The following is a 22,793-nucleotide window of genomic DNA, read 5'->3' on the forward strand; positions in this document are numbered from 1 at the left end:
TGCGCGACTCGCCGAAGCCCACAGCCCGACTCGCGGGAGCCCACAGCGCGACTCGCGGAAACCCACAGCCCGACTCGCGGGATCGTGCCCGCGCCTACACCTTGTCGAGGTAGGCCGCGGACTCCTCGTCCCCCACCGTCTCGGCGACGAGGGCGCGCAGCCCGGGGTGGTGGGCCAGGCCGGGGTCGGAGGCGACCAGCCGGGCCGCGGAGAGCCGCGCCGCCGAGATGACCTTCTCGTGCCGCAGCAGCGACAGCAGCTTCAGCCCCGAGCGCCGCCCGGACTGCGAGGAGCCGAGGATGTCGCCCTCGCGGCGCAGCTCCAGGTCCAGCCGGGCGAGCTCGAACCCGTCCGTGGTGGAGGCGACCGCGTCGAGCCGCTCGCGGGCCGTGGTGCCGCCCGGCATGTCCGTGACCAGCAGGCACACCCCCGGCGCCGAGCCGCGGCCCACCCGGCCGCGCAGCTGGTGCAGCTGGGAGAGCCCGAACCGGTCCGCGTCCATGATGATCATCCCGGTGGCGTTCGGGACGTCGACGCCCACCTCGATCACCGTGGTGGCGAGGAGCACGTCGAGCTCGCCGGCGTCGAAGGCCCGCATGACGGTGTCCTTCTCGTCGGCGGGCAGCTTGCCGTGCAGGGTCCCGATCCGCAGCCCGGCCAGCGGCCCCTCGGCCAGCTTCGGCCCGATGTCGAGCACCGCGAGCGGCGGCCGGCGCTCGCCGTCGTCTCCGTCGGCGCCGGCGTCGTCCGGGTCGTCGGCGTCCTCCGGGTCGCGGCCCTTCTTCTTGGTCGCGTACTCCCCGCCCACCCGCGGGAACACGATGTAGCACTGGTGGCCCTCCGCGACCTCCTCGCGGATGCGCGCCCACACGCGTTCGAGCCACGAGGGCTTCTCCCCCGCCGGCACCACGGTGGTCTTGATCGGCGAGCGCCCCTTCGGCAGCTCGGTGAGGGCCGAGACCTCCAGGTCGCCGTAGACCGTCATGGCGACGGTCCGGGGGATCGGCGTGGCCGTCATGACCAGCAGGTGCGGGGTGCGCTCGCCGCGGCCGCGCAGCGCGTCCCGCTGCTCGACGCCGAACCGGTGCTGCTCGTCGACCACCACCAGGCCGAGCTCGGCGAAGCCCACCGTGTCCTCGATGATCGCGTGCGTCCCGACGACGATCCCCGCGGCCCCGGACTGGATGTCCAGCAGCGCCTGCCGCCGCTCCGCCGTGGACATCGACCCGGTGAGCAGCGTGATCCGGGTGGCCCCGTCGGACGAGCCGAGCTCGCCCCCGTTGCCGAGCGGCCCGAGCATCGCCCGCAGCGACCGCGCGTGCTGGGTGGCCAGCACCTCCGTGGGCGCCAGCATCGCGGCCTGCCGCCCGTTGTCGACGACCTGCAGCATCGCCCGCAGCGCGACGACGGTCTTGCCGGCGCCCACGTCGCCCTGCACGAGGCGGTTCATCGGCAACGGACGGCCGAGGTCCTCGGCGATCTCCTCGCCGACCGACGTCTGCCCGGCGGTGAGCGGGAACGGCAGGATCCGGTCGAACGCCTCGAGCAGGCCGCCCGCCTTGCGCGGCGACGGGGCCGCGGGCCGGTGCATCGCCCGCTCCCGCTGCAACGACAGCGCGAGCTGGACGCCGAACGCCTCGTCCCACACCAGCCGGCCCCGCGCAGCGTGCCGGTCCGCCTCGGACTGCGGCACGTGGATCTTGCGCAGCGCGGTGCCCAGCGGCATGAGCTCGTGCTCGTGGCGCAGGTCCTCGGGGAGCGGGTCGGTCGGGTCGTCGAGCAGGGCGAGCACCTGGCGGACGCTGCGCGCGATGGCCTGCGACCGGACGCCCTTGGTGGCCGGGTAGATCGAGATGAAGGGCCGGTCCTCGGCGTCCTCCTCCAGCTCCTCGAACTCCGGGTGGGTCAGCTGCAGCGTGGTCTGCCGGCCGCTGCGGAACACGGAGACCGTGCCGGAGAACATCAGCGTGCGCCCGACCTGGATGAACCCCTTGACCTTCTGCGCGTTGAAGAAGGTGCAGGACAGGGTGGCGCCCTTCGCGTCCCGGATCGTGCAGTTCATCAGCTGACCGCGGCGGGTGCGCATCTGCCGCGTGGTGGCCGAGGCCACCGTGGCGATCACCGTGACGTACTCGCCCACCTCGAGCCCGGCGATGTCGGTGAGCTTGCCCCGCTCGACGTACCGGCGCGGGTAGTGCCGCACCAGGTCCCCGACCGTGTGCAGCTCGAGCTTGCCGCCCAGGGCGTTCGCCGAGGCCTTCCCCACCACGTCGATGAGCGGGGTGTCGAGGTCGATCGTCGTGAGGGCCACTACTCCACCCCCAGCACGAGCGGGAAGTCCGCCTGCCCGCCGCGGTAGACCACCACGTCGACCTCCGGGTGGGTGCGGCGCAGGTCCTCGGCCAGGCCGCTGCCCAGCTCCTCGGGCGCATCCGCCCCCAACAGCGCAGTGACGAGCTCACCACCCGGAGTCAGCATGCGATGAGCCAACCACAGGGCACCGACAGTCAGGTCGGGGGCGATCAGCACGACCTCGCCCTCGCTCATCCCGAGCACCTCGCCCGGCGCGCACCGTCCCACCCACGTGAGCGCCTCCGCCTCCGCCACCAGGAGCCCGCCGGTGCGGGTCCCGGCGGCGGCCTCGGCCATGGCGACGACGTCGTCGGCGGGGTTGCGGGACAGGTCGTGCACGGCGAGGGCGGCGAGGCCCTGCGGCACCGAGGTCGTGGGCACGACGACGACCTCGCGGCCCTCGTCGCGGGCCGCGCCCGCGACCCGGGAGGCCAGGCTGAGCAGGCCGATGTCGCAGGTCATGAGGGCGACGTGGGCGGCGCCCGTGGCCTCGACGGCGTCGGTCAGCTCCTTGCCCGACACCGTGTGCCCGGGCCGCGTCTCCAGCACGTCCGCCCCCGCGGCGCGGGCGAGCTCCGCCACGCCGCGTCCCGTGGCGATCATCAGCACCGCGCGCGGACGGCGGAAGGCCGGCCGCTCGGGTTCGGGCGGGCGGTCGTCGAAGCGCATGACGGTGATCCGGTGCGGCCGGCCCGCCTCGACCCCCGCCTCGATCGCCGCCCCGACGTCCGTGCAGTGGACGTGCACGTTCCAGGTCCCGGACCCGTCGCCGACGACGACCACGGAGTCGCCGAGCGAGGTCAGCCGGGCGCGCAGGCCGGTCACCGCGTCGTCGGAGGTGCGGTCGAGCAGGTACATGACCTCGCTGTCGTACTGCTCGGAGCCGGACTCGCGGGCCGCGGTGAGCGCCGCCCGGTCCCGGACGACGACCCGCGACCGCTCGGGCACCCGGCCCGCGCACGCCTCGACCAGGGCGTCGAGCACCACGGCGACGCCGAGCCCGCCCGCGTCGACCACCCCGGCCCGGCTCAGCTCGGCGAGTTGGCCGGTGGTGCGGGCGACGGCCGCGTGGGCGGCGTCGGCGACGGCCGCCGGGTCCCCGCCGAGCTCGGCGGCGGCCTCGGCCGCGGCGGCGATGACCGTGAGCATGGTGCCCTCGCGCGGCTCGGCGACGGCGGCGGTGGCCAGCTCGGCCGCCCGGCGCAGCGCCCCGGGCAGGTCCTCGCCGGCGCCGACGGCCTCCGCGAGCCCCCGCAGCAGCTGGGAGAGGATGGTCCCGGAGTTCCCGCGGGCGCCGCGCAGCGCGCCCTTGGCCAGTGTCGCGGCGACCTCCGCCGCCTCCGTCGAGACCGGGTCGACCGCGTCGGCGCCGGCCTGCAGGGTGAGGAGCATGTTGGTGCCGGTGTCCGCGTCGGCGACCGGGAAGACGTTGATCGCGTCGAGCTCGCCGCGGTGCCGGTCGAGCCCCGCCACGGCGGCGGCGGCCCAGCGCCGGAGCAGGGCGGCGTCGAGCGTCGGGGGCACGTCCCCACCCTATCGAGGGGGTGTGTCGCGGTGGCCCGGTCGGGCGCGGGCGGGGGCCGGTGGGAGGTCCGGCGGACGGCCGGTTACCCTGGACGGCACGTGCCCGGGTCAACCCGGGCCTCGCAACGTTGTCTGTCTACCCCGAGGAGTGTCCGACGTGGCTGCCGTCTGCGACGTCTGCGGCAAGGGTCCGGGCTTCGGCATGTCCGTCTCGCACTCGCACCGCCGTACCAACCGCCGCTGGAACCCGAACATCCAGACCGTGCGCGCGAAGGTCGACGGTGGCAACCGTCGGCGCCTGAACGTGTGCACCTCCTGCCTCAAGGCGGGCAAGGTCGCGCGCGCCTGACGGCGAGCGACCCGCGAGACGCGAACGGGGCGGTCTCCCTTCCGGGAGGCCGCCCCGTCGCCGTGCGCCGTGCGGAGCACGCCGGTGATCCGGTGGTGAGGGCGCCGATGATCTGTGGCCGGGAACGCCTCGACCGTGCGCCGGTGCGAGGGTTGGCCTCACCTCAGTCGACGTCGGCGTGAGGGAGGCGTGCGTGGGGCTGCGGCTGCCGCTCGGTGAGGTGACGGTGATCCTGGGTCCGCCCGTGGCCCGGCGCCGGTTGATGTCCGCGCTGGACGAGGACCGGACCCGCTGTGCCGACGGGCACGAGGCCGGCGCCGTGCGTCTCACGGCCCGCGTGGCCGATCCGCTCGCGGACCGCATGGCGCGGATCGAGTTGACCGCGACCTCGGACGAGCGGTGGCAGGCGCCGACCATCCCGCCCCGGTCCGTCCCGCCGCGGAACGAGATCTCGACGAAGGTGCCGCAGTGCGCGTGGTCGCCGCCGACCGTGATCGCCCCCGCGTGGCAGTCGGAGTTCTGGTTGTAGGAACAGGAGCCGACCGAACAGGCCTGCACCTGGGGCATGTCCTGGGCAGAGTGCGATTCCGGTCACACACGGCCGCACTACGGCAGGCGCCAGTCGACGGGCTCGCCGCCGATCTCCTCGAGCAGGTCGTTGGCCCGGCTGAAGGGCCGCGAGCCGAAGAAGCCGCGGTCGGCCGACATCGGGCTCGGGTGGGCGGACTCGATGATCGGGACGTCGACGAGCAGCGGCGCGAGGTTGCGCGCGTCGCGCCCCCAGAGGATCGCCACCAGCGGCTCCGCGTCCCGCTCGACCAGCGCGCGGATCGCCTGCTCGGTGACGGCCTCCCAGCCCTTGTCGCGGTGCGAGCCGGGCGAGCCGGGCTCCACGGTGAGGCACCTGTTGAGCAGGAGCACGCCCTGCTTGGTCCACGGCGTGAGGTCGCCCGACGACGGCAGCGGCAGCCCCAGGTCCTCCTGGTACTCCTTGAAAATGTTGATCAGGGAGCGGGGCAGCGGGCGGGTGTCGGCGGACACCGAGAAGGACAGCCCGACGGCGTGCCCGGGCGTCGGGTACGGATCCTGCCCCACGATCAGCACCCGGACCTCGTCGAACGGCTGCTGGAAGGCCCGCAGCACGTTCGCGCCGGCCGGCAGGTACTTCCGGCCCGCGGCGAGCTCCGCGCGCAGGAACTCCCCCATCTCCGCCACGACGGGCGCGACGGGCTCCAGCGCCCGGGCCCACCCCTCCTCGACGACCTCGGCCAGCGGCTTGGCGGCCATCAGACGTCCAGCCGGCGCAGCTCGGCGCGGAACCGCTTGCCCCGCTGGACGTACGAGTCCACGGCGTACCGGAACCGGTCCTCCGGCACCTCGTAGCCCTCACGTACGCGGGCGGGGATGCCGAGTGCCATGCGCCGGGGCGGGATCACGGCGTTGGGCGAGACGACCGCGCCCGCGGCCACGACCGCGCCCTCCCCGATCGTCGAGCCGTTGAGCACCACCGAGCCCGAGGAGATCAGCACCTTGTCGGCGATGTCGGCCGCCTCGATGTGCACGTTGTGCCCCACCGTGCAGTCGTTGCCGATCAGCGTGGGCTGCCGTGCCGTGGTGTGGATGATCGAGCCGTCCTGGATGCTGGTGCGCTCGCCGACCACGATGTAGCCGTCGTCGCCGCGGAGCACGGCCGTCGGCCACACCGACGCCTGGGCCCCCAGCTTCACGTTCCCGATCACGACCGCGTCCGGGTGGACGTAGGCCTCGGGATGGATGTCGGGTTCGACGTCACCGAGCGCGTAGACAGCCACGGTCGGAGCCTACTTTCGCCCGGCCGGGCCGCCCTCCCGGGCCTCGTGCTCCATCCGTTCCGCCAGCTCGTCGACGACGAGGGCCCGCCGGTCGAGCGTGCCCGTGCGGTAGGCCGACCGGGCCACGATCTGCGAGATCACGGGCGCCGTGACGGCCTGGAAGAGGATCACCAGGACCAGCGTGGCGGCGTTCTCGAAGTCCAGCCGCACCGCGGTGCCCACCAGGATCAGCAGCAGGCCGAGGGTCTGCGGCTTGGTCGCGGCCTGCAGCCGGGCCGGCAGGTCGGGCAGCCGGACCAGCCCGAGCGCGCCGAGCAGGCAGGACAGCGCGCCGAGCAGCAGGAACACGGCCGACACCACGTCGGTGACCGTCCCGCCGTTCACCGGTGCCGCTCCCAGCGCTCGACCAGCCGGGCCGCGGTGACCGACCCGACGAACCCGACGAGCGCGACGGCCGCCATCAGCGGGATCGTCGACCCGTCCCGGTAGATCGCGATGTAGACCGCCGACGCGGCCACGATGAGGACCACGAACACGTCGAGCGCGGCGACCCGGTCCAGCGTGCCCGGCCCGCGCAGCACGCGCGCGACGCTGATCACCGCCGCCGCCGCGAGCATGCCGAGGACCAGCGCGAACACGATCGTCATCGTCCCTCCCCCACGGTTCGCACCATGCGTTCCTGCAGCCGTTCCATCTGCCGGCGCACCCGCGCGGCGTCGTCCGGCCGGCGCAGGCCCAGCGTGTACACGTACAGGCGGCCGCCCGCCCGGTCGATCTGCAGCACGACGGTCCCCGGGGTCAGTGCCGTGGCGGCGGCGACGAAGGTGGTGATCCGCTCCGAGTCCGTCAGCAGCGGCACGGCGACGATCCCCGCCTGCGCGCGGGGGCCGTGGCGGAGCGCCTCCCAGGCGACCTGCACCCCGGAGACGACCAGGTCGACCAGCAGGTAGCCGCCGAGCTGCAGCAGCGCCCACGGCCGGAACGGCAGCCGCGGCAGCAGCGGCAGCGGGAACAGCGCGGTCACGGCGGCGGCGACGAGGATCCCGCCGAGCACGATCTTCACCGAGATCGTGCCCCAGAGCAGGACCCACACGACCGTCAGCCAGAGGACCTGGGGCCAGCGGCGCAGCACGGTCATCCCGACGCCCTCATCCCAGTACCGCCCCTCATCCCAGTACCGCCTCCCGACCCAGGACCGCCTCGATGTAGGGCGTGCGGGCCATCAGATCGGAGCCCGCCTTCTCGGTCACCGCGGACAGCGGCCCGGCGGCGGCGGCGATCGCGACGCTCACCGCGACCAGGGCGACGGTGGCCGCGTACATGGGCCGCGAGGCCCGCGCCGTGCCGACGACCAGCTCGTCCGTCGGGTCGTCGTCGGGCAGCGGCTCCTTCTCGGTGCCCCAGAAGACCCGGACCCAGACCCGGACCATCGCGTACAGCGTGAGCAGGCTGGCGAGCACCACGAACCCGGCGACGACGGCGGTGGCCGCCCCGCCCGTGGCCCCCGCCTGCAGCAGCGCGAGCTTCGCCACGAAGCCCGACGTCGGCGGGATGCCGGCGAGGGTGAGCGCGGGGATCGCGAAGAGCACCGCCAGCATCGGCGCGCGCCGCGCGAGCCCGCCCATCGCGTCGATCGACACCGTGCCCGTCCGTCTCGTGATCAGGCCGCTGACGAGGAACAGCGTGGCCTGCACCGTGATGTGGTGGACGATGTAGAGGGCCGTGCCGGCCGCGCCCCGGGCGTCGTACACCGCGAGCCCGAACAGCATGAAGCCGATGTGGCTGACCAGCAGGAAGGACAGCAGCCGGTTCAGGTCGTCCTGGGCGAGCGCGCCGAGCGCGCCCACGACCATCGTCAGCACGGCCAGCACGAGCAGCACCGCGGAGGGGCCGGTGCCCGGGAACACCAGCGTCTGGGTGCGCAGCAGCGCGTAGACGCCGACCTTGGTGAGCAGGCCCGCGAACAGCGCGGTGACCGGGGCGGGCGCGTTGGGGTAGCTGTCCGGCAGCCAGAAGTGCAGCGGCACCATCGCGGCCTTGATGCCGAACGTGACGATCGTGAGCATCGACAGCAGCGTCCGCAGCCCCTCCGGCAGTGCCGCCACCCGGCCCGCGAGGTCGGCCAGGTTGACGGTGCCGGTGGCCGCGTACACCAGCGCGATCGTGGTGAGGAACAGCAGCGACGACGTCAGGCTGATGATCACGTACGTCATCCCGGAGCGGATCCGGGAGGCGTTGGTCCGCCGGGTGATCAGCACGTACGACGCGGCCAGCATGATCTCGAAGGCCACGAACAGGCTGAACAGGTCGCCGGTCAGGTAGGCCAGGGACACACCCGTCGAGAGCAGGAGGAAGATCGGGTGGAAGGTGGTGCTGGCCGTCTCCCGGCCGTAGTCGGAGATCCGCTGGCCGATCGCGTAGACCAGCACCGCGAGCGTGACCACCGTCGAGATCAGCAGCAACAGCGCGGAGAGCCGGTCCGCCACGAGCACGATCCCGACGGGCGCGGGCCAGCCGCCCAGCTCGGCGACGACGGGGCCGGTCCGGTCCGCCGCGACCAGCAGGACCGCGGCCACGACCGAGACCGCGGCGAGCACCATGAGCCCGATCAGCCGCTGGATCCGTGCCGAACGGGCGGCCAGCACCGTGAGGGCCGCGCCCAGGATGGGCAGCAGCACGGGCAGCGTGACGAGCGTGCTCACCGCGCCGCCCCGCTCCCGGAGACCTCGGCGGGCTCGTCCGTCCGGTCGGAGGCGGCCGCGGAGCCGGGATCCTCCTCGTCGTCCGGGCCCTCGGCGTCCTCCTCCATCGAGCCCTCGGGGCGCTCCCGCTCGGCCACGCGGCGGTCCTCGACGTCGTCCTGGACCTCGTCGCGGCCGGTCAGCACCCAGCTGCGGTAGCCCAGGGCCAGCAGGTAGGTGGTGAGCGCGAAGGTGATCACGATGGCGGTCAGGGCCAGGGCCTGCGGGAGCGGGTCGGCGAACTCCTCCGGCAGGGCCGTGCCCAGCACGGGGGCGCGCGCGGGCGGGCCGCCGGCGAGCTGCAGCAGCAGGTTCGCCCCGTGCCCGAGGACCACGATGCCGATCAGGATCCGCATCAGCGACCGCTGCAGCAGCAGGTAGAAGCCCACGGAGTAGAGGACGGCCAGCACGACCGCCATCGCGACGTTGATCGTGATCACGGCCCCGCCTCCTCCCCGGCCGCCTCCCGCGCGTCCCGTTCGATGCCGCTGCCCAGGGAGCGCAGCAGGTCGAGCACCACGCCGATGATCAGCAGGTACACCCCGATGTCGATCACGAGGCTGGAGACCAGGTCGACGGTGCCGACCAGCGGGATCTCGAACGTCACCTTCGCGCTGGCCAGCACGGGTGCGCCGAAGGCCACCGGGGCGAGCGCGGACACCACGGCGACCAGCAGGCCGAGCCCCATGAGCACCGGCGGACGCACGACGAACCGGGAGCCGATCTCGGCGCCCTCCGACTCTCCGCCGGCGATGTAGCGCAGCACGAAGGCCAGTCCGGCGACCAGGCCCCCGGGGAACCCGCCCCCGGGCGCGTAGTGCCCCACGATCAGCAGGTAGACCGAGAAGACCAGCACGGTCGGGAAGAGGAAGCGGGCGGCGGCCTCCAGCATGAGGGTGCGGTTGGAGCGCACGGGACAGGCGCCGGGCAGCGTCCACTCCCCCTCCGGCTCGTCCCACTGCGTGAACGGCACCGGTTCGCGGGTGCTCATCCGAGGACCTCTTTCTCGTGTTCGGGGGTGCCGCCGCCGGCCTTGCGTCTCCGGTCGAACCGGGTGGCGAGCACGAGGCTCGCCGTGCCCGCCGCGGCGATGAGCAGCACGGTGATCTCGCCGACCGTGTCGAGGGCCCGGAAGTCGACGAGGATCGCCGCGATGACGTTGTCCGCCCCGGCCTCCGGGGCGCGCGCCACGAACTCGCCGCTCGCGGCCGGCGGCTGCTGCCGCGCCCCGCTGAGGACCACGCCCGCGACCGCGACGAACACGCCCGCGACGGTGGCCAGCACGGCCTTGCGCATCTCCACGCCCCGGCGGGGGCGGTTCCCCGATGCCGTGTCCGTGCCGCCGTCCGAGTCGAAGTGCGCGGGCAGCCGGCGCAGCACGAACACGAACGCGACGAGGGTGAGCGTCTCGACCAGGAACTGTGCCAGGGCGAGGTCCGGCGCCCCGTCGACGACGAAGAGCCCGCCGATCCCGTAGCCGATCGCGCCGACCAGCAGCACGGCGGTGAACCGCCGGCGGACCCGGGTGAGCGCGAGCGCGGCGACCACCACGATCAGCCCGAGGGGCAGCTGCAGCAACGACGAGACCAGGGACTGGTCCCGCGGCCACGCGCCGCCCGTGAGCAGCGCGATGCCCGGCAGGACGAGCACCGTGCACAGCAGGACGCCGAGGTAGACGGGCAGGGAACCCACCTGGACGCGACCGGTGACCTGGGTGGCGGCCCGCTCCAGCCCGGCCACCACGACCTCGTACCCGCGCTGGGCGGACAGCGGGTGGGCCAGCGTCCGGTGCAGGCCGGTGATCCGGTCGCGGCCGACGTGCAGCGCGAGGCCCACGGCCAGCGCGACCACCGAGAACAGCAGCGGCAGCGAGAACCCGTGCCACAGCGCGAGGTGGTAGTCCGCCTCGGTCGCGTCGGTGGCCGGGTACGCGTCGGCGTAGGGCTGGGCCAGGGCGTTCACCAGCGGCGGGACGCAGCCGAGCACCAGGCCGGCGACCGCGGCCGTCCAGGTCGGCACGAGCAGGCCCCGGGCCGGCCGCTTCGGGTCGACGGGCTCCACGCCCGGCTTGTCGGCGAAGGCGCCCCACAGGAACCGCGCGGAGTAGGCGACGGTGAGGACCGACCCGGTGAGCAGGCCGAGCGCGAGGACCCAGCCGCGGGCGGGGTCGTAGTACAGGCCCTGGTGCACGAACGCCTCGAAGGCCGCCTCCTTGCCCAGGAACCCCAGCAGGAACGGCACCCCGGCCATCGACGCCGCGGCGAGCACGGCGGCGACCGCGAGGCCCGGCAGCCCGCGCCGGAGCCCGGACAGCGCGCCGACCTCGCGGGTGCCGGTGACCTTGTCGACGATCCCGACGACCATGAACAGCGGCGCCTTGAACAGGCCGTGCGCCAGCAGCATGGTCAGCGCCGCGACCTCGCCGATCCGGTCCCCGGAGCCGAAGAGCACCATCAGGAAGCCGAGCTGGCTCACCGTGCCGAAGGCCAGCAGCCGCTTCAGGTCCGTCTCGTGCAGCGCCCGCCAGCCACCGATCAGCATCGTGACGAGCCCCAGCACCGCGATCGGGACCCACCACTCGGCCCGGTCGGCGAAGCCCGGCGAGAGCCGGCCGACCAGCACCACGCCGGCCTTCACCATCGACGCCGCGTGCAGGTACGCGCTCACCGGCGTGGGCGCGGCCATCGCGGCGGGGAGCCAGGGGTGGAACGGCGCCTGGGCCGACTTGGTGAGGGCCCCGACCAGGATCAGCGCGATGCCGGTCGCGGCGAGCCCGCCCACCGGCGGCGCGGCGACGATCTCCGAGATCCGGTAGGTGCCCGCGGACTCGCCCACGAACACGATCCCGAGCAGCATCGCGAGCCCGCCGAGCACGGTGACCAGGAGCGCCTGCACGGCGGCGCGCCGATTGGCCCGGTGCAGGCCGCCCTGCCCGACCAGCAGGAACGACGCGATCGACGTCAGCTCCCAGAAGACGTAGAGGGTGAGCAGGTCGTCGGCCAGGACGAGGCCGAGCATCGCGCCGGCGAACGCGAGCAGCAGCGCGGAGTTCCGCGGGGCGTCGCGGCTGTCCTTCCCGAAGTACCAGGCGCTGTAGGCCAGGATCAGCGCCCCGAGCCCGCCCACCAGCACGATCATGACCAGGCCCAGCGCGTCGAGCCGGAACCCGAGCTCCAGGTCCAATGCGGAGGACCAGGTCACCGTCTCCTCGAGACCGGGCCCGAGCGCCGCCCCGAGGTGGGCGAACCCCCAGACCAGCGTCGCGGCGGGCAGCACCGCGGCGATCCCGAAGGCGGCCCGCCGGCTGCGCCGCGACACCAGGGGCAGCAGCGCGGCCACCACGAGATGGGCGACGACGAGCGCGAGCAAGACACCTCCGTCCCGCGACACCCGTGCGGCGCGCATGCTCAAGGGAGCGGCCCGGCTCAGGGTGCGTCGGGTCGTTGACGAGCTTCGGACAGAGTGCGCCGGAATCCGGCGCCGACACCGATCCTACTGGTCGGCCCGGCGGGTCCCGCCGCTCAGCTGATCACCTCGGCGAAGCAGAGGCTGCCCGGTTCGTCCCGGTACACCCCGAACGGGGCGATCGGGGCGGAGCCGGAGCTGCGGTGGGGCGCGATCGCTCCGGGCTGCCTGGTGCCCGTCTCGAGGGTCACGCCGGCACGGGGACCCGCGTGCGGCGCCCGGCGGCCACGAGGAGCCCCAGGCAGACCGCGGCGAGCGCCGCGACCACGACGAGCAGCACCGCGTAGGGCACGTGAACGGCCAGCGGCGCGAGGATCAGCGGGAGCAGGAACCCGCCGTAGGTCAGCGTGTAGTAGACGGCGGTGAGCCCGGCGAGGTGCTCCGGCCCGGCGATCCGCTGGACCTCCAGCAGCCCGGAGACCAGCGAGATGCCGTAGGCCGCGCCGAGCACCGCCGAGGCCACGAACGCCACCGGCAGCGATCCGGTCCGCGCCGTGACCGCGGCGACCAGTGTCCCGACGACGATCAGCGCCAGGCCCAGCCGGCCGCCGGCGAGCGGGGCGCGGGCGTCGAGCCGGCGGGCGGCGGCCTGGATCGCGACGCCCGCCGAGAGCGTCACGGCGGTGAGCCCGGTGGCGAAGATCAGCCCGAAGCCGGGCGTACGCGCCGCCCCGACGGCGGCCGGCTGCACCACGAAGGACAGTGCGGGTCCGGCGAAGACCCACGGGGCCAGCGGGAGCACCAGCCCACGGAACCGCGGGTGCGCCACCGCCGGCACCGTGAGGTCCGCGAGCAGCGAGCGGCGCGGTGCCCGTTCGGGCGTCCGGGTCTCGGGCGCGCGCAGGGCCAGCGCGATCACCGGCAGGGTGAGCACGATGTGCACCAGGTAGGGCAGCTCCATCGGCAACGGCGCCCACTGGGCCAGCACGCCGCCGACGGCCGGGCCCACGCCGAACCCCGCGGACAGCGCGAGCGCCGCGCGGCGGGCGCCGGAGCCCGCGTCTGCCTCCGGGTCGTGGGGGGCCTGCGAGAGCTCCTTCACCCACGTCGTCCCGACGGCCATGGCCACGCCGGTGACCATGCCGAACAGGAAGCGACCGGTGTACAGCAGCGCCTCGGAGTACGCGCCGGCGGCGAGGATCGCGCTCGCCGGCACCGACACGACCAGTCCCGGCAGGAGGACCCGCCGGCGGCCGAGCCGGTCCGACAGCGGCCCCCCGACGAGCAGGCCCGGGGCGAGCCCGGCCACGTACACGCCGAAGAACGCCGCGACGACCGTGGCCGAGTAGTGCCCCTGCTCGCGGTACATGACCATGAGCGGGCTGAACTGGTTCGCGCCGTAGCCGATGACGAACAGCACCGCCGCGACGCGCGCCCACGCCCTCATCCGTGCTCCCACGTGGGCACCAACCCGACGGCGTCCGGCTGCGTTCCCCGGGGAGACGCAGACCTCACGAGCGCCGCTTGGCCTTCTGCCGCCAGCTGGTGAGCACGCGCTCGGTGTAGCCGTTGGGCTCGGAGCGGCCGGTGAAGACCAGCTCCAGGGCGGCCTGGAAGCTCTCGCTGCCCTCCAGGTCCTTCGCCATCGGCGGGTAGCCGGGCTCGTTGGCGTTCTGCTCGTCGACGAGCGCGGCCATGCGGGCGAAGGTGTCCCGGACCGTCTTCTCGTCGACCACGTCGTGGTGCAGCCAGTTCGCGATCAGCTGGCTGGAGATCCGCAGGGTCGCCCGGTCCTCCATCAGCCCGACGCCCTCGAGGTCCGGCACGGTGGAGCAGCCGATGCCCAGCCCCACCCAGCGGACGACGTAGCCGAGGATCGACTGCGCGTTCGTCTCCAGCTCGTGGGTCTTCTGCTCGTCCGTGAGCTGCTCGGTGAGGATCGGCAGCACCAGGAGCTTCTCGCGGTCGGTGACCGCCCGCGACGCGAGGTCCGCCTGGACGGCGTGCACGTCCGTGCGCAGGTAGTGCAGCGCGTGCAGGGTGGCGGCGGTCGGCGAGGGCACCCAGGCGCAGTTGGCGCCCTGCTCCGGCTGGGCCCCCTTCTGCTCCAGCATGTCGGCCATCGCCGCCGGCTTGGCCCACATGCCCTTGCCGATCTGGGCCCTGTGCGCGAACCCGGAGGCGAGCGCGACGTCGACGTTGCGGTCCTCGTAGGCGTTGAGCCAGGTCGAGGACTTCATGTCGCCCTTGCGGATCACGGGTCCGGCGGCGAAGCAGGTGTGGATCTCGTCGCCGGTGCGGTCGAGGAAGCCGGTGTTCACGAAGATGACGCGGTCGGCCGCGGCCGCGATCGCGCTCGCGAGGTTGACGCTGGTGCGCTTCTCCTCGTCCATGATGCCGATCTTGAGCGTGCGCGCGGGCAGGCCGAGGGCCTCCTCGACGGCGGTGAACAGCTCGACGGTCAGCGCCACCTCGTCCGGCCCGTGCTGCTTGGGCTTGACGATGTACATCGACCCGCTGCGCGAGTTGGAGTACCGCCCCCTGCCCTGCAGGTCGTACTGCGCCGCGGTGGCCGTGACCAGCGCGTCGAGCACGCCCTCGGCGATCTCCTCGCCCTCGGCCGTGCGCACCGCGTTGGTGGTCATGTGGTGCCCGACGTTGCGGACCAGCATCAGCGACCGCCCGGGCAGGGTCAGCGGGGACCCGTCGGCGCCGGTGTACTCGCGGTCGGGGTGCACCCGCCGGGTGACGGTCTCGCCGCCCTTCTCGAACTCCGACACCAGCTCGCCGGTCATGAGACCGAGCCAGGTGCGGTAGGCCAGGGCCTTGTCCTCGCCGTCGACCGTCGCGACCGAGTCCTCGAGGTCGACGATCGTGGTGACCGCGGACTCCAGCACGACGTCGGCGACGTCGGCGTGGTGCTGGCGGCCGACCCGGTGCGTGGGGTCGATCGTCAGCTCGACGTGCAGGCCGTTGCGGCGCAGCAGGACCGCGGCGCGGCCCTCGCCGTCGGGCGCACGGAACCCGGCGAACTGCGCGGCGTCGGCCAGCCCGGTCTCGCCACTCCCGGTGAAGGCGACGAGGCCTCGCTCCGAGCCGGAGTAGCCGGTGACGTCCGCGTGCGAGCCCTGGGCCAGCGGGAACAGCTCGTCGAGCAGCTCGTCGGCCGCGGCGATGACCTGCGCGCCGCGCTTCTCGTCATAGCCCTTGGCGAGCTCGTGGTCGAGCGGCAGCGCGTCCGTGCCGTAGAAGGCGTCGTACAGCGAGCCCCAGCGGGCATTGGCCGCGTTGAGCGCGTACCGCGGGACCGTCGCCGGGACGACCAGCTGCGGGCCGGGGACCTCGGCGATCTCCGCGTCGACGGCGCCGACCGAGACCGGGGCCGGCTCGTCCGCCGGCAGGAGGTAGCCCAGCTCCGAGAGGAGGTTCCGGTACGCCTCGGGCTCGCCGGGGCCGTGGGCCTCGTGCCAGGCGTCGATCCGGGCCTGGAGCTCGTCCCGCCGGGCGAGCAGCTCGGCGATCCGCGGGGCGAAGCGCCCCTGCAGCTCCGCGAGCGCACCCCAGAAGGCCTCCGGAGCCAGGTCCAGGTCCGCCAGCAGCTCACCCTCCACGAACCGCTGGAGCTCGGGATCGACCTGCAGTCCTGCGGTGCCGGCCATCGCGGCGTTCCTCTCTCCTCGACTCTGGTGCGGCGCCTTTTCTATCAGACGGACTGGCAATTCCGCATCATGGAATATAGGGTCCGGTGCTGTGAGCGACGGCACCGAGGCGTCCCGGCCCGATGTACCCCGTGCGGGCGGGGTCCAGTCGCTGGCGCGGGCGTTCGGGCTGCTCGAGACGCTGGCGGAGACGGGCGGCGAGGCCGGGCTGTCCGAGCTCGCCGACCGGACCGGGCTCGCCCCGGCGACCATCCACCGACTGGTCCGCACCCTCGTCGATCTCGGCTACCTGCGGCAGCTGTCCTCGCGGCGCTACACGCTGGGCCCCAAGCTGGTCGGCCTGGGCGAGACGGCGGCGCGCCAGTTCGGCCGCTGGGCCACCCCCGTGCTCGCGGACCTCGTCACCGAGATCGGCGAGACGGCGAACCTCGCGGTGCTCGACGGCGACGGCGCCGTCTACGTCGCGCAGGTGCCCTCGCCGCACCAGATGCGGATGTTCACCGAGATCGGCCGCCGGGTGCCGGTGCACTGCACGGGTGTGGGCAAGGCGCTGCTGTCCGCGCTACCGCCGGCCGACGCGGCCGCGATCGTCGCGCGCACCGGACTCCCGGCCGTCACGTCGACCACGATCACCGATCCCGACGTGTTCGCCCGCGGGCTGGCCCTCGCCCGGGAGCGCGGCTACGTGCTCGACGAGGGCGAGCAGGAGACCGGCGTGCGCTGCGTCGCCGCCCCGGTCACCGGGCCGCACGGCTCGGCCGCGGTCTCGGTCTCCGGACCGCTCTCCCGGATGGACGACACCGCCGTCGCGCGGATCGCGCCGCTGGTCGTCGCGGCGGGGCGCCGCCTCGGGACGCTGCTGGCCACCGCATGATCCGGAAGCACGGCCGGGAACCCTCATCCGCGCCGGTCAGGGCGCTGCGGCCAGGAGTTGCGGGACGCCCGCGGGGGGCGGATCATCCGTGGCCTCGAATCGCCTCTGACCGTCCTCAGGGGGCCTCTGATGCCACCCTTCACCCAGATCCTCGACCCGGTCGGCTCGGTCGCAGGGAGCACGTTCCTGGCCCTGGTGCCCGTCGTCGTCCTCCTGGCCCTCCTGGCCGGGCTGCGCCTCTCGGCCTGGCAGGCGGTGATCATAGGCTCGGTCGTCACGGTGCTGCTCGCGATCTTCGTGTGGGGTGCACCGGCCTCGGGCACGGGGGTCGCCTACGGGCTCGGTGCGGCGACGGGCGTGTGGTCGGTCGACTGGATCGTGTTCTGGGGCGTGATCATCTACAACACCCTGGTCACGACGGGTGCGTTCGCCGGGTTCAAGGACTGGCTGGTGCAGCACGCCACCCGGGACATCCGGGTGCAGACGATCCTGCTGGCGTGGGCGTTCGGGGCGCTGATGGAGGGCCTGGTCGGGTTCGGCTATCCGTGGGCCGTGGTGGCGCCGATCCTCATCGCGCTCGGGGTCGTCGACCTCGCCGCGATCCGCGTGGCGGCGATCGCGAACAACGCCCCGGTGTCCTACGGCGCGCTGGGCGCCCCGATCATCGGCCTGGCCGCCGTCACCGGGCTGCCGCTGATGGCCCTGTCGGCGTCGGTCGGGAAGATCGTCGCGATCCTCGCGTTGCTGCCGCCCTTCGTGCTCATCTACCTGGTCTCCGGATGGCGCGGGCTGCGGGACGGGTGGCCGCTCGCGGTCGTCGGGGCGCTGTCCTACATCGCGGGCCAGTACCCCACCTCGCAGTTCCTCGGGCCGTACCTCCCCGACGTGATCGGCTCGCTCGTCTGCTTCGGCGTGCTGTTGGTGTTCCTGCGCTTCTGGCGGCCGAAGGTGGAGCTGGGGTTCGGCGGCAAGGAGCTGCCCTCGGGGGACGTGGCGGTCGCCTCCGCCGGGGACGGCCCGGGGGCGGCACCGGCCCGCAGTGGCAGCCGCAGTCCCGGTGGCAGCAGCGCGGCCGTCCGCGCGCTGGTGCCCTTCGGGATCCTCGTCGTGGTGGTCGTCGCCTGGACCGGGCCGTGGTCGCCGTTGCCGAACTATGCGCCGTTCGCGCCCGCGGTCAAGGCGATCAGCTCGCTCGACGGGAAGGTGACGAGCCAGTCGTTCAAGTGGGCGCCGTTCATCGCGGGCACCGCGATCCTGGTGTCCTGGCTGCTGATCTGTGCGTACCTTCGGCCGGCCCGGCGCCAGCTGGCCCAGACGTTCCGCGACACCTTCCGGCAGATGTGGGGGGCACTGCTCGTAGGCCCGTTCATCTTCGGGCTGGCCTACGTGTTCAACTACTCCGGCATGGCCAGCTCGATGGCCAACGGCTTCTCCAAGATCGGCACGCCGTTCATCGTGCTGGCCCCGATCCTGGGCTGGATCGCCGTGGCGCTCTCCGGGAGCAACACCTCGGCGAACGCGGTCTTCGGCGCCTTCCAGCTCTCGGTCGCGAAGCTGCTCGGCGCGCCGCCCCTGCTCTTCCCGTCGCTGAACTCGGTGGGCGCCGAGGTGGGCAAACCGGTCGCGCCGCAGACGGCGAGCGTCGGGGTGGCGACCACGAAGATGGTGCGCAAGGAGGGCGAGGTCATCCGCTACAACATGGCCTGGACGCTCGTCATCCTCGTCTACCTCATCCTCATCGGGCTGCTCTACTACTTCGTCCTGCCGGGCGCCATGCAGCTGTAGCCACGAGCGGCGCCGGCCGCGCCCGGACGGCGAGCGCGTCCGGGTCGGGGGCCCGCGCCGGTCCACGGGCTCGTCCGGGCCCGGCCGCGCCGGGGAGAGGCTCGCCGTCGAGCGACGGCGAGCCCCTGCGATCACCGCGCGGGCCGTACGACGGCATCGGGACTGGGACCCCCGCGGCCGCCGCCCTAGGCTTCTCGATGTCCCACCACGCGCCGTGACAAGGAGGTCGGATGACCCTCGATCCCGTGGCCCGCGCCGCGATCGTCGCGGCCCTGGGCCCCGATGACGTCGTCGACGACCCCGTGCAGACCCGCGCCTACGAGTGCGACGGGCTGACCGGGTACCGGGTCCGCCCCGAGATCGTCCTCATCCCCCGCGACGCCGAGGGGGTCGCCCGGGCGGTGAAGGCCTGCCATCGCAACGGCGTCCCGTTCGTGGCGCGCGGCGCCGGCACCGGCCTGTCCGGCGGCGCGCTCCCGGTGGCCGACGGCGTGGTGATCTCGCTGGCCCGGCTGAAGCGGGTGCTGGAGGTCGACCCGGTGAACCGGCGCGCGGTCGTCGAGCCCGGGGTCACGAACCTCGAGATCACCGCGGCCGTCGCGGCGCACGGGCTCTACTACGCGCCCGACCCCTCCTCGCAGCAGGTGTGCACGATCGGCGGCAACGTCGCGGAGAACTCCGGCGGCGCGCACTGCCTCAAGTACGGGTTCACCACGAACCACGTGTACTCGATGGAGGTCGTGCTCCCGGACGGCGAGCTGGTCACCCTCGGCGGGGACTCCGCCGAGCAGCAGGGCCCGGACCTGCGCGGGGTGTTCCTCGGCTCCGAGGGCACGCTGGGCATCACCACGAAGATCACCGTGCGGCTGCTGCGCACCCCGGAGACGGTGCGCACGCTGCTGGCCGACTTCCCGTCGGTCGCCGAGGCGGGCGAGGTCGTGTCGGACATCGTCGCGGCCGGGATCGTGCCCGCCGCCGTCGAGATGATGGACACGCTCGCGATCGAGGCGGCCGAGGAGGCGGTGCACGCCGGCTACACGGTGGGGGTGCCGGCCGCGCTGGTCGTGGAGCTCGACGGCCCGATCGAGCAGTGCGACACCGAGTTCGCGCAGGTCAAGGCCATCTGCGACGCCCACGGCTGCACCCGGCTGCACATCGCGGGCTCGCCGGAGGAGCGGGCCGCGATCTGGCGCGGCCGCAAGGCGGCCTTCGCCGCGGTCGGCCGGATCTCGCCGGACTACTTCGTGCAGGACGGCGTGGTCCCGCGGACGAGGCTCGCCGAGGTGCTGGGCCGCATCGCCGACATGGGCGACGAGGCCGGCCTGCGGGTGGCCAACGTCTTCCACGCCGGTGACGGCAACCTCCACCCGCTGGTCCTCTACAGCGCCGCCGCGGGCGAGACCGAGCGTGCCGAGGAGCTGTCCGGGGCGATCGCCGAGCTCTGCGTGGAGCTGGGCGGGTCGCTGTCCGGCGAGCACGGCATCGGCACCGACAAGGCGTGCTCGATGCCGAAGATGTACGGGGAGGAGGACCTGGCGGTGATGAAGCGGGTGCGGGACGCCTTCGACCCCGAGGGCATCTGCAACCCGGGCAAGGTCCTGCCCACGCCGCGGCTGTGCGGGGAACGGCCCGGGAAGTACCGGCCGCACCCGCTGGAGGAGTCGGGAGTGATCGAGCGGCTATGACACTCACGGCATTGAAGCCGGCGTCGTTGAAGGAGGCCCGCGAGGCCGTCCTCGACACGACCGGCCGGATCTCGATCGCCGGGGCCGGGACGGCCGCGGACTGGGGGGGCCGGCTCGGGCCCGTCGACGCCGTGCTCGACACCACCGGGCTGAGCGGCGTCATCACCCACAACCCGGGTGACATGACGGTCTCGGTGCACGCCGGGACGCCGCTGCGGGCGCTGCAGGAGCAGCTGGCGGAGCACGGCCAGCACCTGTCCTTCGACGCCGCGCGGGTGGCCGCGGGCGCGACCGTCGGCGGGCTGGTGGCCACGGCCGACGCCGGGCCGTCGGCGCTGGTGCACGGCACGCTGCGCGATCTCGTCATCGGGACCACCACGCTGCTGTCCGACGGGGCGGTGGTCCGCTCGGGCGGGCACGTCATCAAGAACGTGGCCGGTTTCGACCTGTCCAAGCTGCTGCACGGCTCCTACGGCACCCTCGGTGTGCTGGTCGAGGTCGTGCTGCGGCTGCACCCGGTGCCGAAGGCGATCGGCACCGTGGTGGTGGAGTGCGGCCTCGCCGACGCCGCCCGGCTGGCCGGCGAGGTGCTGGCCTCGCAGCTGGAGCCGACGGCCGTGGAGTGGCTGTCCTCGGGCCGGCTGCTGGTCCGCCTCGACTCGACCGAGGAGGCCCTGCCGGCCCGGCTGGACCGGTTGACCCGGCTGCTGGGCGACGGGGCGTCGGTGGCGTCCGGGTCCTCGGAGGCGTCCGGGCAGTCCGGGGCCGGCGCGGACGTGTGGGCCGAGCACGCCGCCCTCACCCGGGGCGACGGGGGTGCGGCCGTGGTGCGGATCGGGGTGAAGCCCTCGCTGCTGCCGGGCGTGCTGGAGGCACTGCCCGCCTCGACCGTCTCCGCAGGGCTGGGCACCGGCGTGGCCACGGTGTCGGTGCCCGGGAGGGCGGTCGCCGAGGCGCACGCCGCCGTGCACGCGGCCGGCGGGACGAGCGTGCTGCGCTGCCGCCCCGCCGACCTCGGCGCCCCGGCGTGGGGGCCGCCGCCGTCCGCCCTCGCCGTGCTCAAGGCCGTCAAGCAGCGGTTCGACCCGGACGGCCGGTTCGGCCCGGGCCGCTTCGACCCGTGGGAGATCTCGTGACCACACCCGCCGGCTCCGCCGACACCAACCTGCCGCAGACCGGCCCGAGCGCCTTCGACGCGCACCACCCGCCCTCGCGGGAGCTGCTCGACGACTGCGTGCACTGCGGCTTCTGCCTGCCGACCTGCCCCACCTACCAGCTCTGGGGCGAGGAGATGGACTCCCCGCGCGGGCGCATCTACCTGATGGACCTGGCCCAGAAGGGCGAGATCGGGCTCGACGGCCCGCTGCACCAGCACATCGACGCCTGCCTGGGCTGCATGGCGTGTGTGACGGCGTGCCCCTCGGGCGTGCAGTACGACAAGCTGCTCGAGTCGGTGCGCCCGCAGCTCGAGCGCAACGTCAAGCGGACCCCGGCCGACCGGATGTTCCGCGAGGCGATCTTCGCGCTGTTCCCGTACAAGCGGCGGCTGCGCCTGGCGGCCCTGCCCGGGGCGCTGTACCAGAAGCTGGCCGCGGTGCCCGCCGTCCGGAGGCTGGCGGCGAAGCTGCCGGGCCGGCTGGCCGCGCTGGAGTCGCTGCTCCCGCCCGTCACGGTGCGGGAGGCGTTCGCGACGCTGCCGGTGCACACCTCCGCCGTGGGCGAGCGGCGCGGCCGGGTCGCGCTGCTGTCCGGCTGCGTGCAGGATGTGTTCTTCCACCGGGTCAACGAGGCCACCGTGCGGGTGCTCTCCGCCGAGGGGCTCGACGTCCTCGTCCCCCGTGACCAGCAGTGCTGCGGGGCCCTGGAGCTGCACGCCGGCCGCGAGGACCCGGCGCTCGCCCGGGCGAAGCGCACGATCGAGCGGTTCGAACGGCTCGACGTCGACCACGTGGTGACCAACGTGGCCGGCTGCGGGTCGTCGATGAAGGACTACGCCCACCTGCTCGCCGACGACCCGGAGTGGGCGGTGCGGGCGAAGGAGTTCAGCGCGCGGGTGCGCGACGTGCACGAGGTGCTCGCCGAGCTGGGGCCGCGCGCCCCGCGCTCGCCGGTGCCCGCACGGGTCGCGTACCACGACGCCTGCCACCTCGGGCACGCCCAGGGCGTGCGCGCGCAGCCCCGGGAGGTGCTGCGGAGCATCCCCGAGCTCGAGGTGCTCGACATCCCCGAGGCGGCGCTGTGCTGCGGCTCCGCGGGCATCTACAACATGATCATGCCCGAGGCGGCCGACGAGCTGGGCCGGCGCAAGGCCGACAACGTCCGGACGGTCGAACCCACCGTGGTCGTCACGGCGAACCCGGGCTGCCTGCTGCAGATCGGCAAGCACCTCAAGGACGGCATCGGAGGCGCCCTGCCGCTGCTGCACCCGGTCCAACTGCTCGACGCCAGCATCCGCAACGTGCCGGTCCCCCGCAGCTGACGCCGCGTTGCACATCCACCGCGAGGCGATCCACCACGGCGCCGAGATCCTGCTGCTGCGGGACCTGTACCGGAACCTGCACGGGTGAGCCCGGTCCCGCACCGAGCGTCGGGATCGCGCGGAACGTCC

21 protein-coding genes and 2 pseudogenes are annotated in these 22,793 nt (G+C 73.8%); 8 read left to right on the forward strand and 15 right to left on the reverse strand.

Going from position 1 to position 22,793, the window contains the following annotated elements; genetic code table 11:
* Positions 1 to 94 precede the first annotated feature (94 nt).
* A complete protein-coding gene (recG, locus tag LWC33_RS16500) occupies positions 95 to 2,311 on the reverse strand; it encodes an ATP-dependent DNA helicase RecG (RefSeq protein ID WP_233305274.1) in 2,217 nt (738 codons plus the stop codon).
* A complete protein-coding gene (locus LWC33_RS16505) occupies positions 2,311 to 3,876 on the reverse strand; it encodes a DAK2 domain-containing protein (protein WP_233305275.1) in 1,566 nt (521 codons plus the stop codon). The genes recG and LWC33_RS16505 overlap by 1 nt, the downstream gene beginning before the upstream one ends.
* A 157-nt stretch (positions 3,877 to 4,033) precedes the next feature.
* Here LWC33_RS16505 and rpmB point away from each other — a divergent pair, with 157 nt between their 5' ends.
* Complete coding sequence (rpmB, locus tag LWC33_RS16510; RefSeq protein WP_233305276.1) at positions 4,034 to 4,225, forward strand: 50S ribosomal protein L28; 192 nt, start codon at positions 4,034 to 4,036, stop codon at positions 4,223 to 4,225.
* A 193-nt stretch (positions 4,226 to 4,418) separates the two neighbouring features.
* Positions 4,419 to 4,754 carry a hypothetical protein gene (locus LWC33_RS16515; protein WP_233305277.1) on the forward strand — a complete coding sequence of 112 codons (336 nt, stop codon included), beginning with the start codon at positions 4,419 to 4,421 and terminating at the stop codon, positions 4,752 to 4,754.
* Here the strand turns inward: LWC33_RS16515 and LWC33_RS16520 are convergent.
* The 13 genes and pseudogenes from LWC33_RS16520 to LWC33_RS16575 all read right to left on the reverse strand — a co-directional run.
* Positions 4,724 to 4,792: pseudogene (locus LWC33_RS16520) on the reverse strand (DUF1540 domain-containing protein); the annotation flags it as partial. The gene LWC33_RS16515 and the pseudogene LWC33_RS16520 sit on opposite strands and share 31 nt — an antisense overlap.
* 39 nt (positions 4,793 to 4,831) lie before the next feature.
* Positions 4,832 to 5,512: a uracil-DNA glycosylase gene (locus LWC33_RS16525; RefSeq protein WP_233305278.1), complete on the reverse strand. Its 681-nt coding sequence runs from the start codon at positions 5,510 to 5,512 to the stop codon at positions 4,832 to 4,834.
* Positions 5,512 to 6,036 carry a gamma carbonic anhydrase family protein gene (locus LWC33_RS16530; protein ID WP_233305279.1) on the reverse strand — a complete coding sequence of 175 codons (525 nt, stop codon included), beginning with the start codon at positions 6,034 to 6,036 and terminating at the stop codon, positions 5,512 to 5,514. Before LWC33_RS16530 ends, LWC33_RS16525 begins: the two co-directional genes overlap by 1 nt.
* Before the next feature lie 9 nt (positions 6,037 to 6,045).
* On the reverse strand, positions 6,046 to 6,420 hold the full coding sequence (mnhG, locus tag LWC33_RS16535; RefSeq protein ID WP_233305280.1) for a monovalent cation/H(+) antiporter subunit G: 375 nt from the start codon (positions 6,418 to 6,420) through the stop codon (positions 6,046 to 6,048).
* The gene (locus LWC33_RS16540) at positions 6,417 to 6,683 is read right to left on the reverse strand and encodes an MrpF/PhaF family protein (RefSeq protein ID WP_233305281.1); all 267 of its coding nucleotides are present in this window, start codon (positions 6,681 to 6,683) and stop codon (positions 6,417 to 6,419) included. The genes mnhG and LWC33_RS16540 overlap by 4 nt, the downstream gene beginning before the upstream one ends.
* Positions 6,680 to 7,174 (reverse strand): Na+/H+ antiporter subunit E, encoded by a 495-nt coding sequence (locus LWC33_RS16545; protein WP_233305282.1) that lies wholly within the window; start codon positions 7,172 to 7,174, stop codon positions 6,680 to 6,682. The genes LWC33_RS16540 and LWC33_RS16545 overlap by 4 nt, the downstream gene beginning before the upstream one ends.
* Positions 7,175 to 7,202: 28 nt before the next feature.
* Entirely contained in the window at positions 7,203 to 8,738 is a 1,536-nt protein-coding gene (locus LWC33_RS16550) for a Na+/H+ antiporter subunit D (RefSeq protein ID WP_233305283.1), read from the reverse strand.
* The gene (locus tag LWC33_RS16555; protein ID WP_233305338.1) at positions 8,735 to 9,214 is read right to left on the reverse strand and encodes a Na(+)/H(+) antiporter subunit C; all 480 of its coding nucleotides are present in this window, start codon (positions 9,212 to 9,214) and stop codon (positions 8,735 to 8,737) included. The genes LWC33_RS16550 and LWC33_RS16555 overlap by 4 nt, the downstream gene beginning before the upstream one ends.
* Positions 9,214 to 9,768, reverse strand: a complete 555-nt coding sequence (locus tag LWC33_RS16560; RefSeq protein WP_233305284.1) for an MnhB domain-containing protein — start codon at positions 9,766 to 9,768, stop codon at positions 9,214 to 9,216. Before LWC33_RS16560 ends, LWC33_RS16555 begins: the two co-directional genes overlap by 1 nt.
* The gene (mbhE, locus tag LWC33_RS16565) at positions 9,765 to 12,146 is read right to left on the reverse strand and encodes a hydrogen gas-evolving membrane-bound hydrogenase subunit E (protein ID WP_233305285.1); all 2,382 of its coding nucleotides are present in this window, start codon (positions 12,144 to 12,146) and stop codon (positions 9,765 to 9,767) included. The genes LWC33_RS16560 and mbhE overlap by 4 nt, the downstream gene beginning before the upstream one ends.
* A gap of 152 nt (positions 12,147 to 12,298) precedes the next feature.
* Positions 12,299 to 12,433: a hypothetical protein gene (locus tag LWC33_RS35190; RefSeq protein ID WP_255692054.1), complete on the reverse strand. Its 135-nt coding sequence runs from the start codon at positions 12,431 to 12,433 to the stop codon at positions 12,299 to 12,301.
* Positions 12,430 to 13,629, reverse strand: coding sequence for an MFS transporter (locus LWC33_RS16570; protein ID WP_233305286.1), 1,200 nt, complete (start codon positions 13,627 to 13,629; stop codon positions 12,430 to 12,432). Before LWC33_RS16570 ends, LWC33_RS35190 begins: the two co-directional genes overlap by 4 nt.
* Before the next feature lie 64 nt (positions 13,630 to 13,693).
* Positions 13,694 to 15,841, reverse strand: a complete 2,148-nt coding sequence (locus tag LWC33_RS16575; RefSeq protein ID WP_233305287.1) for a malate synthase G — start codon at positions 15,839 to 15,841, stop codon at positions 13,694 to 13,696.
* A gap of 91 nt (positions 15,842 to 15,932) precedes the next feature.
* On the opposite strand from LWC33_RS16575, the gene LWC33_RS16580 reads away from it, so the two are divergent.
* From LWC33_RS16580 to LWC33_RS36565, 6 genes and pseudogenes are all read left to right on the forward strand, one after another.
* Positions 15,933 to 16,715 (forward strand): IclR family transcriptional regulator, encoded by a 783-nt coding sequence (locus LWC33_RS16580; protein ID WP_233305288.1) that lies wholly within the window; start codon positions 15,933 to 15,935, stop codon positions 16,713 to 16,715.
* 129 nt (positions 16,716 to 16,844) lie between these two features.
* Complete coding sequence (locus tag LWC33_RS16585) at positions 16,845 to 18,500, forward strand: L-lactate permease (protein WP_233305289.1); 1,656 nt, start codon at positions 16,845 to 16,847, stop codon at positions 18,498 to 18,500.
* Positions 18,501 to 18,730: 230 nt separating this feature from the next.
* Positions 18,731 to 20,185 carry an FAD-linked oxidase C-terminal domain-containing protein gene (locus LWC33_RS16590; RefSeq protein ID WP_233305290.1) on the forward strand — a complete coding sequence of 485 codons (1,455 nt, stop codon included), beginning with the start codon at positions 18,731 to 18,733 and terminating at the stop codon, positions 20,183 to 20,185.
* A complete protein-coding gene (locus LWC33_RS16595) occupies positions 20,182 to 21,321 on the forward strand; it encodes an FAD-binding oxidoreductase (RefSeq protein ID WP_233305291.1) in 1,140 nt (379 codons plus the stop codon). The genes LWC33_RS16590 and LWC33_RS16595 overlap by 4 nt, the downstream gene beginning before the upstream one ends.
* Positions 21,318 to 22,664, forward strand: a complete 1,347-nt coding sequence (locus tag LWC33_RS16600) for a (Fe-S)-binding protein (RefSeq protein WP_233305292.1) — start codon at positions 21,318 to 21,320, stop codon at positions 22,662 to 22,664. Before LWC33_RS16595 ends, LWC33_RS16600 begins: the two co-directional genes overlap by 4 nt.
* Positions 22,660 to 22,752 (forward strand): annotated as a pseudogene (locus LWC33_RS36565) (DinB family protein); the annotation flags it as partial. The gene LWC33_RS16600 and the pseudogene LWC33_RS36565, both read left to right, overlap by 5 nt.
* Positions 22,753 to 22,793 lie beyond the last annotated feature (41 nt).

The organism is Pseudonocardia terrae (genome assembly GCF_021343995.1).
GTDB lineage: Bacteria > Actinomycetota > Actinomycetes > Mycobacteriales > Pseudonocardiaceae > Pseudonocardia > Pseudonocardia terrae.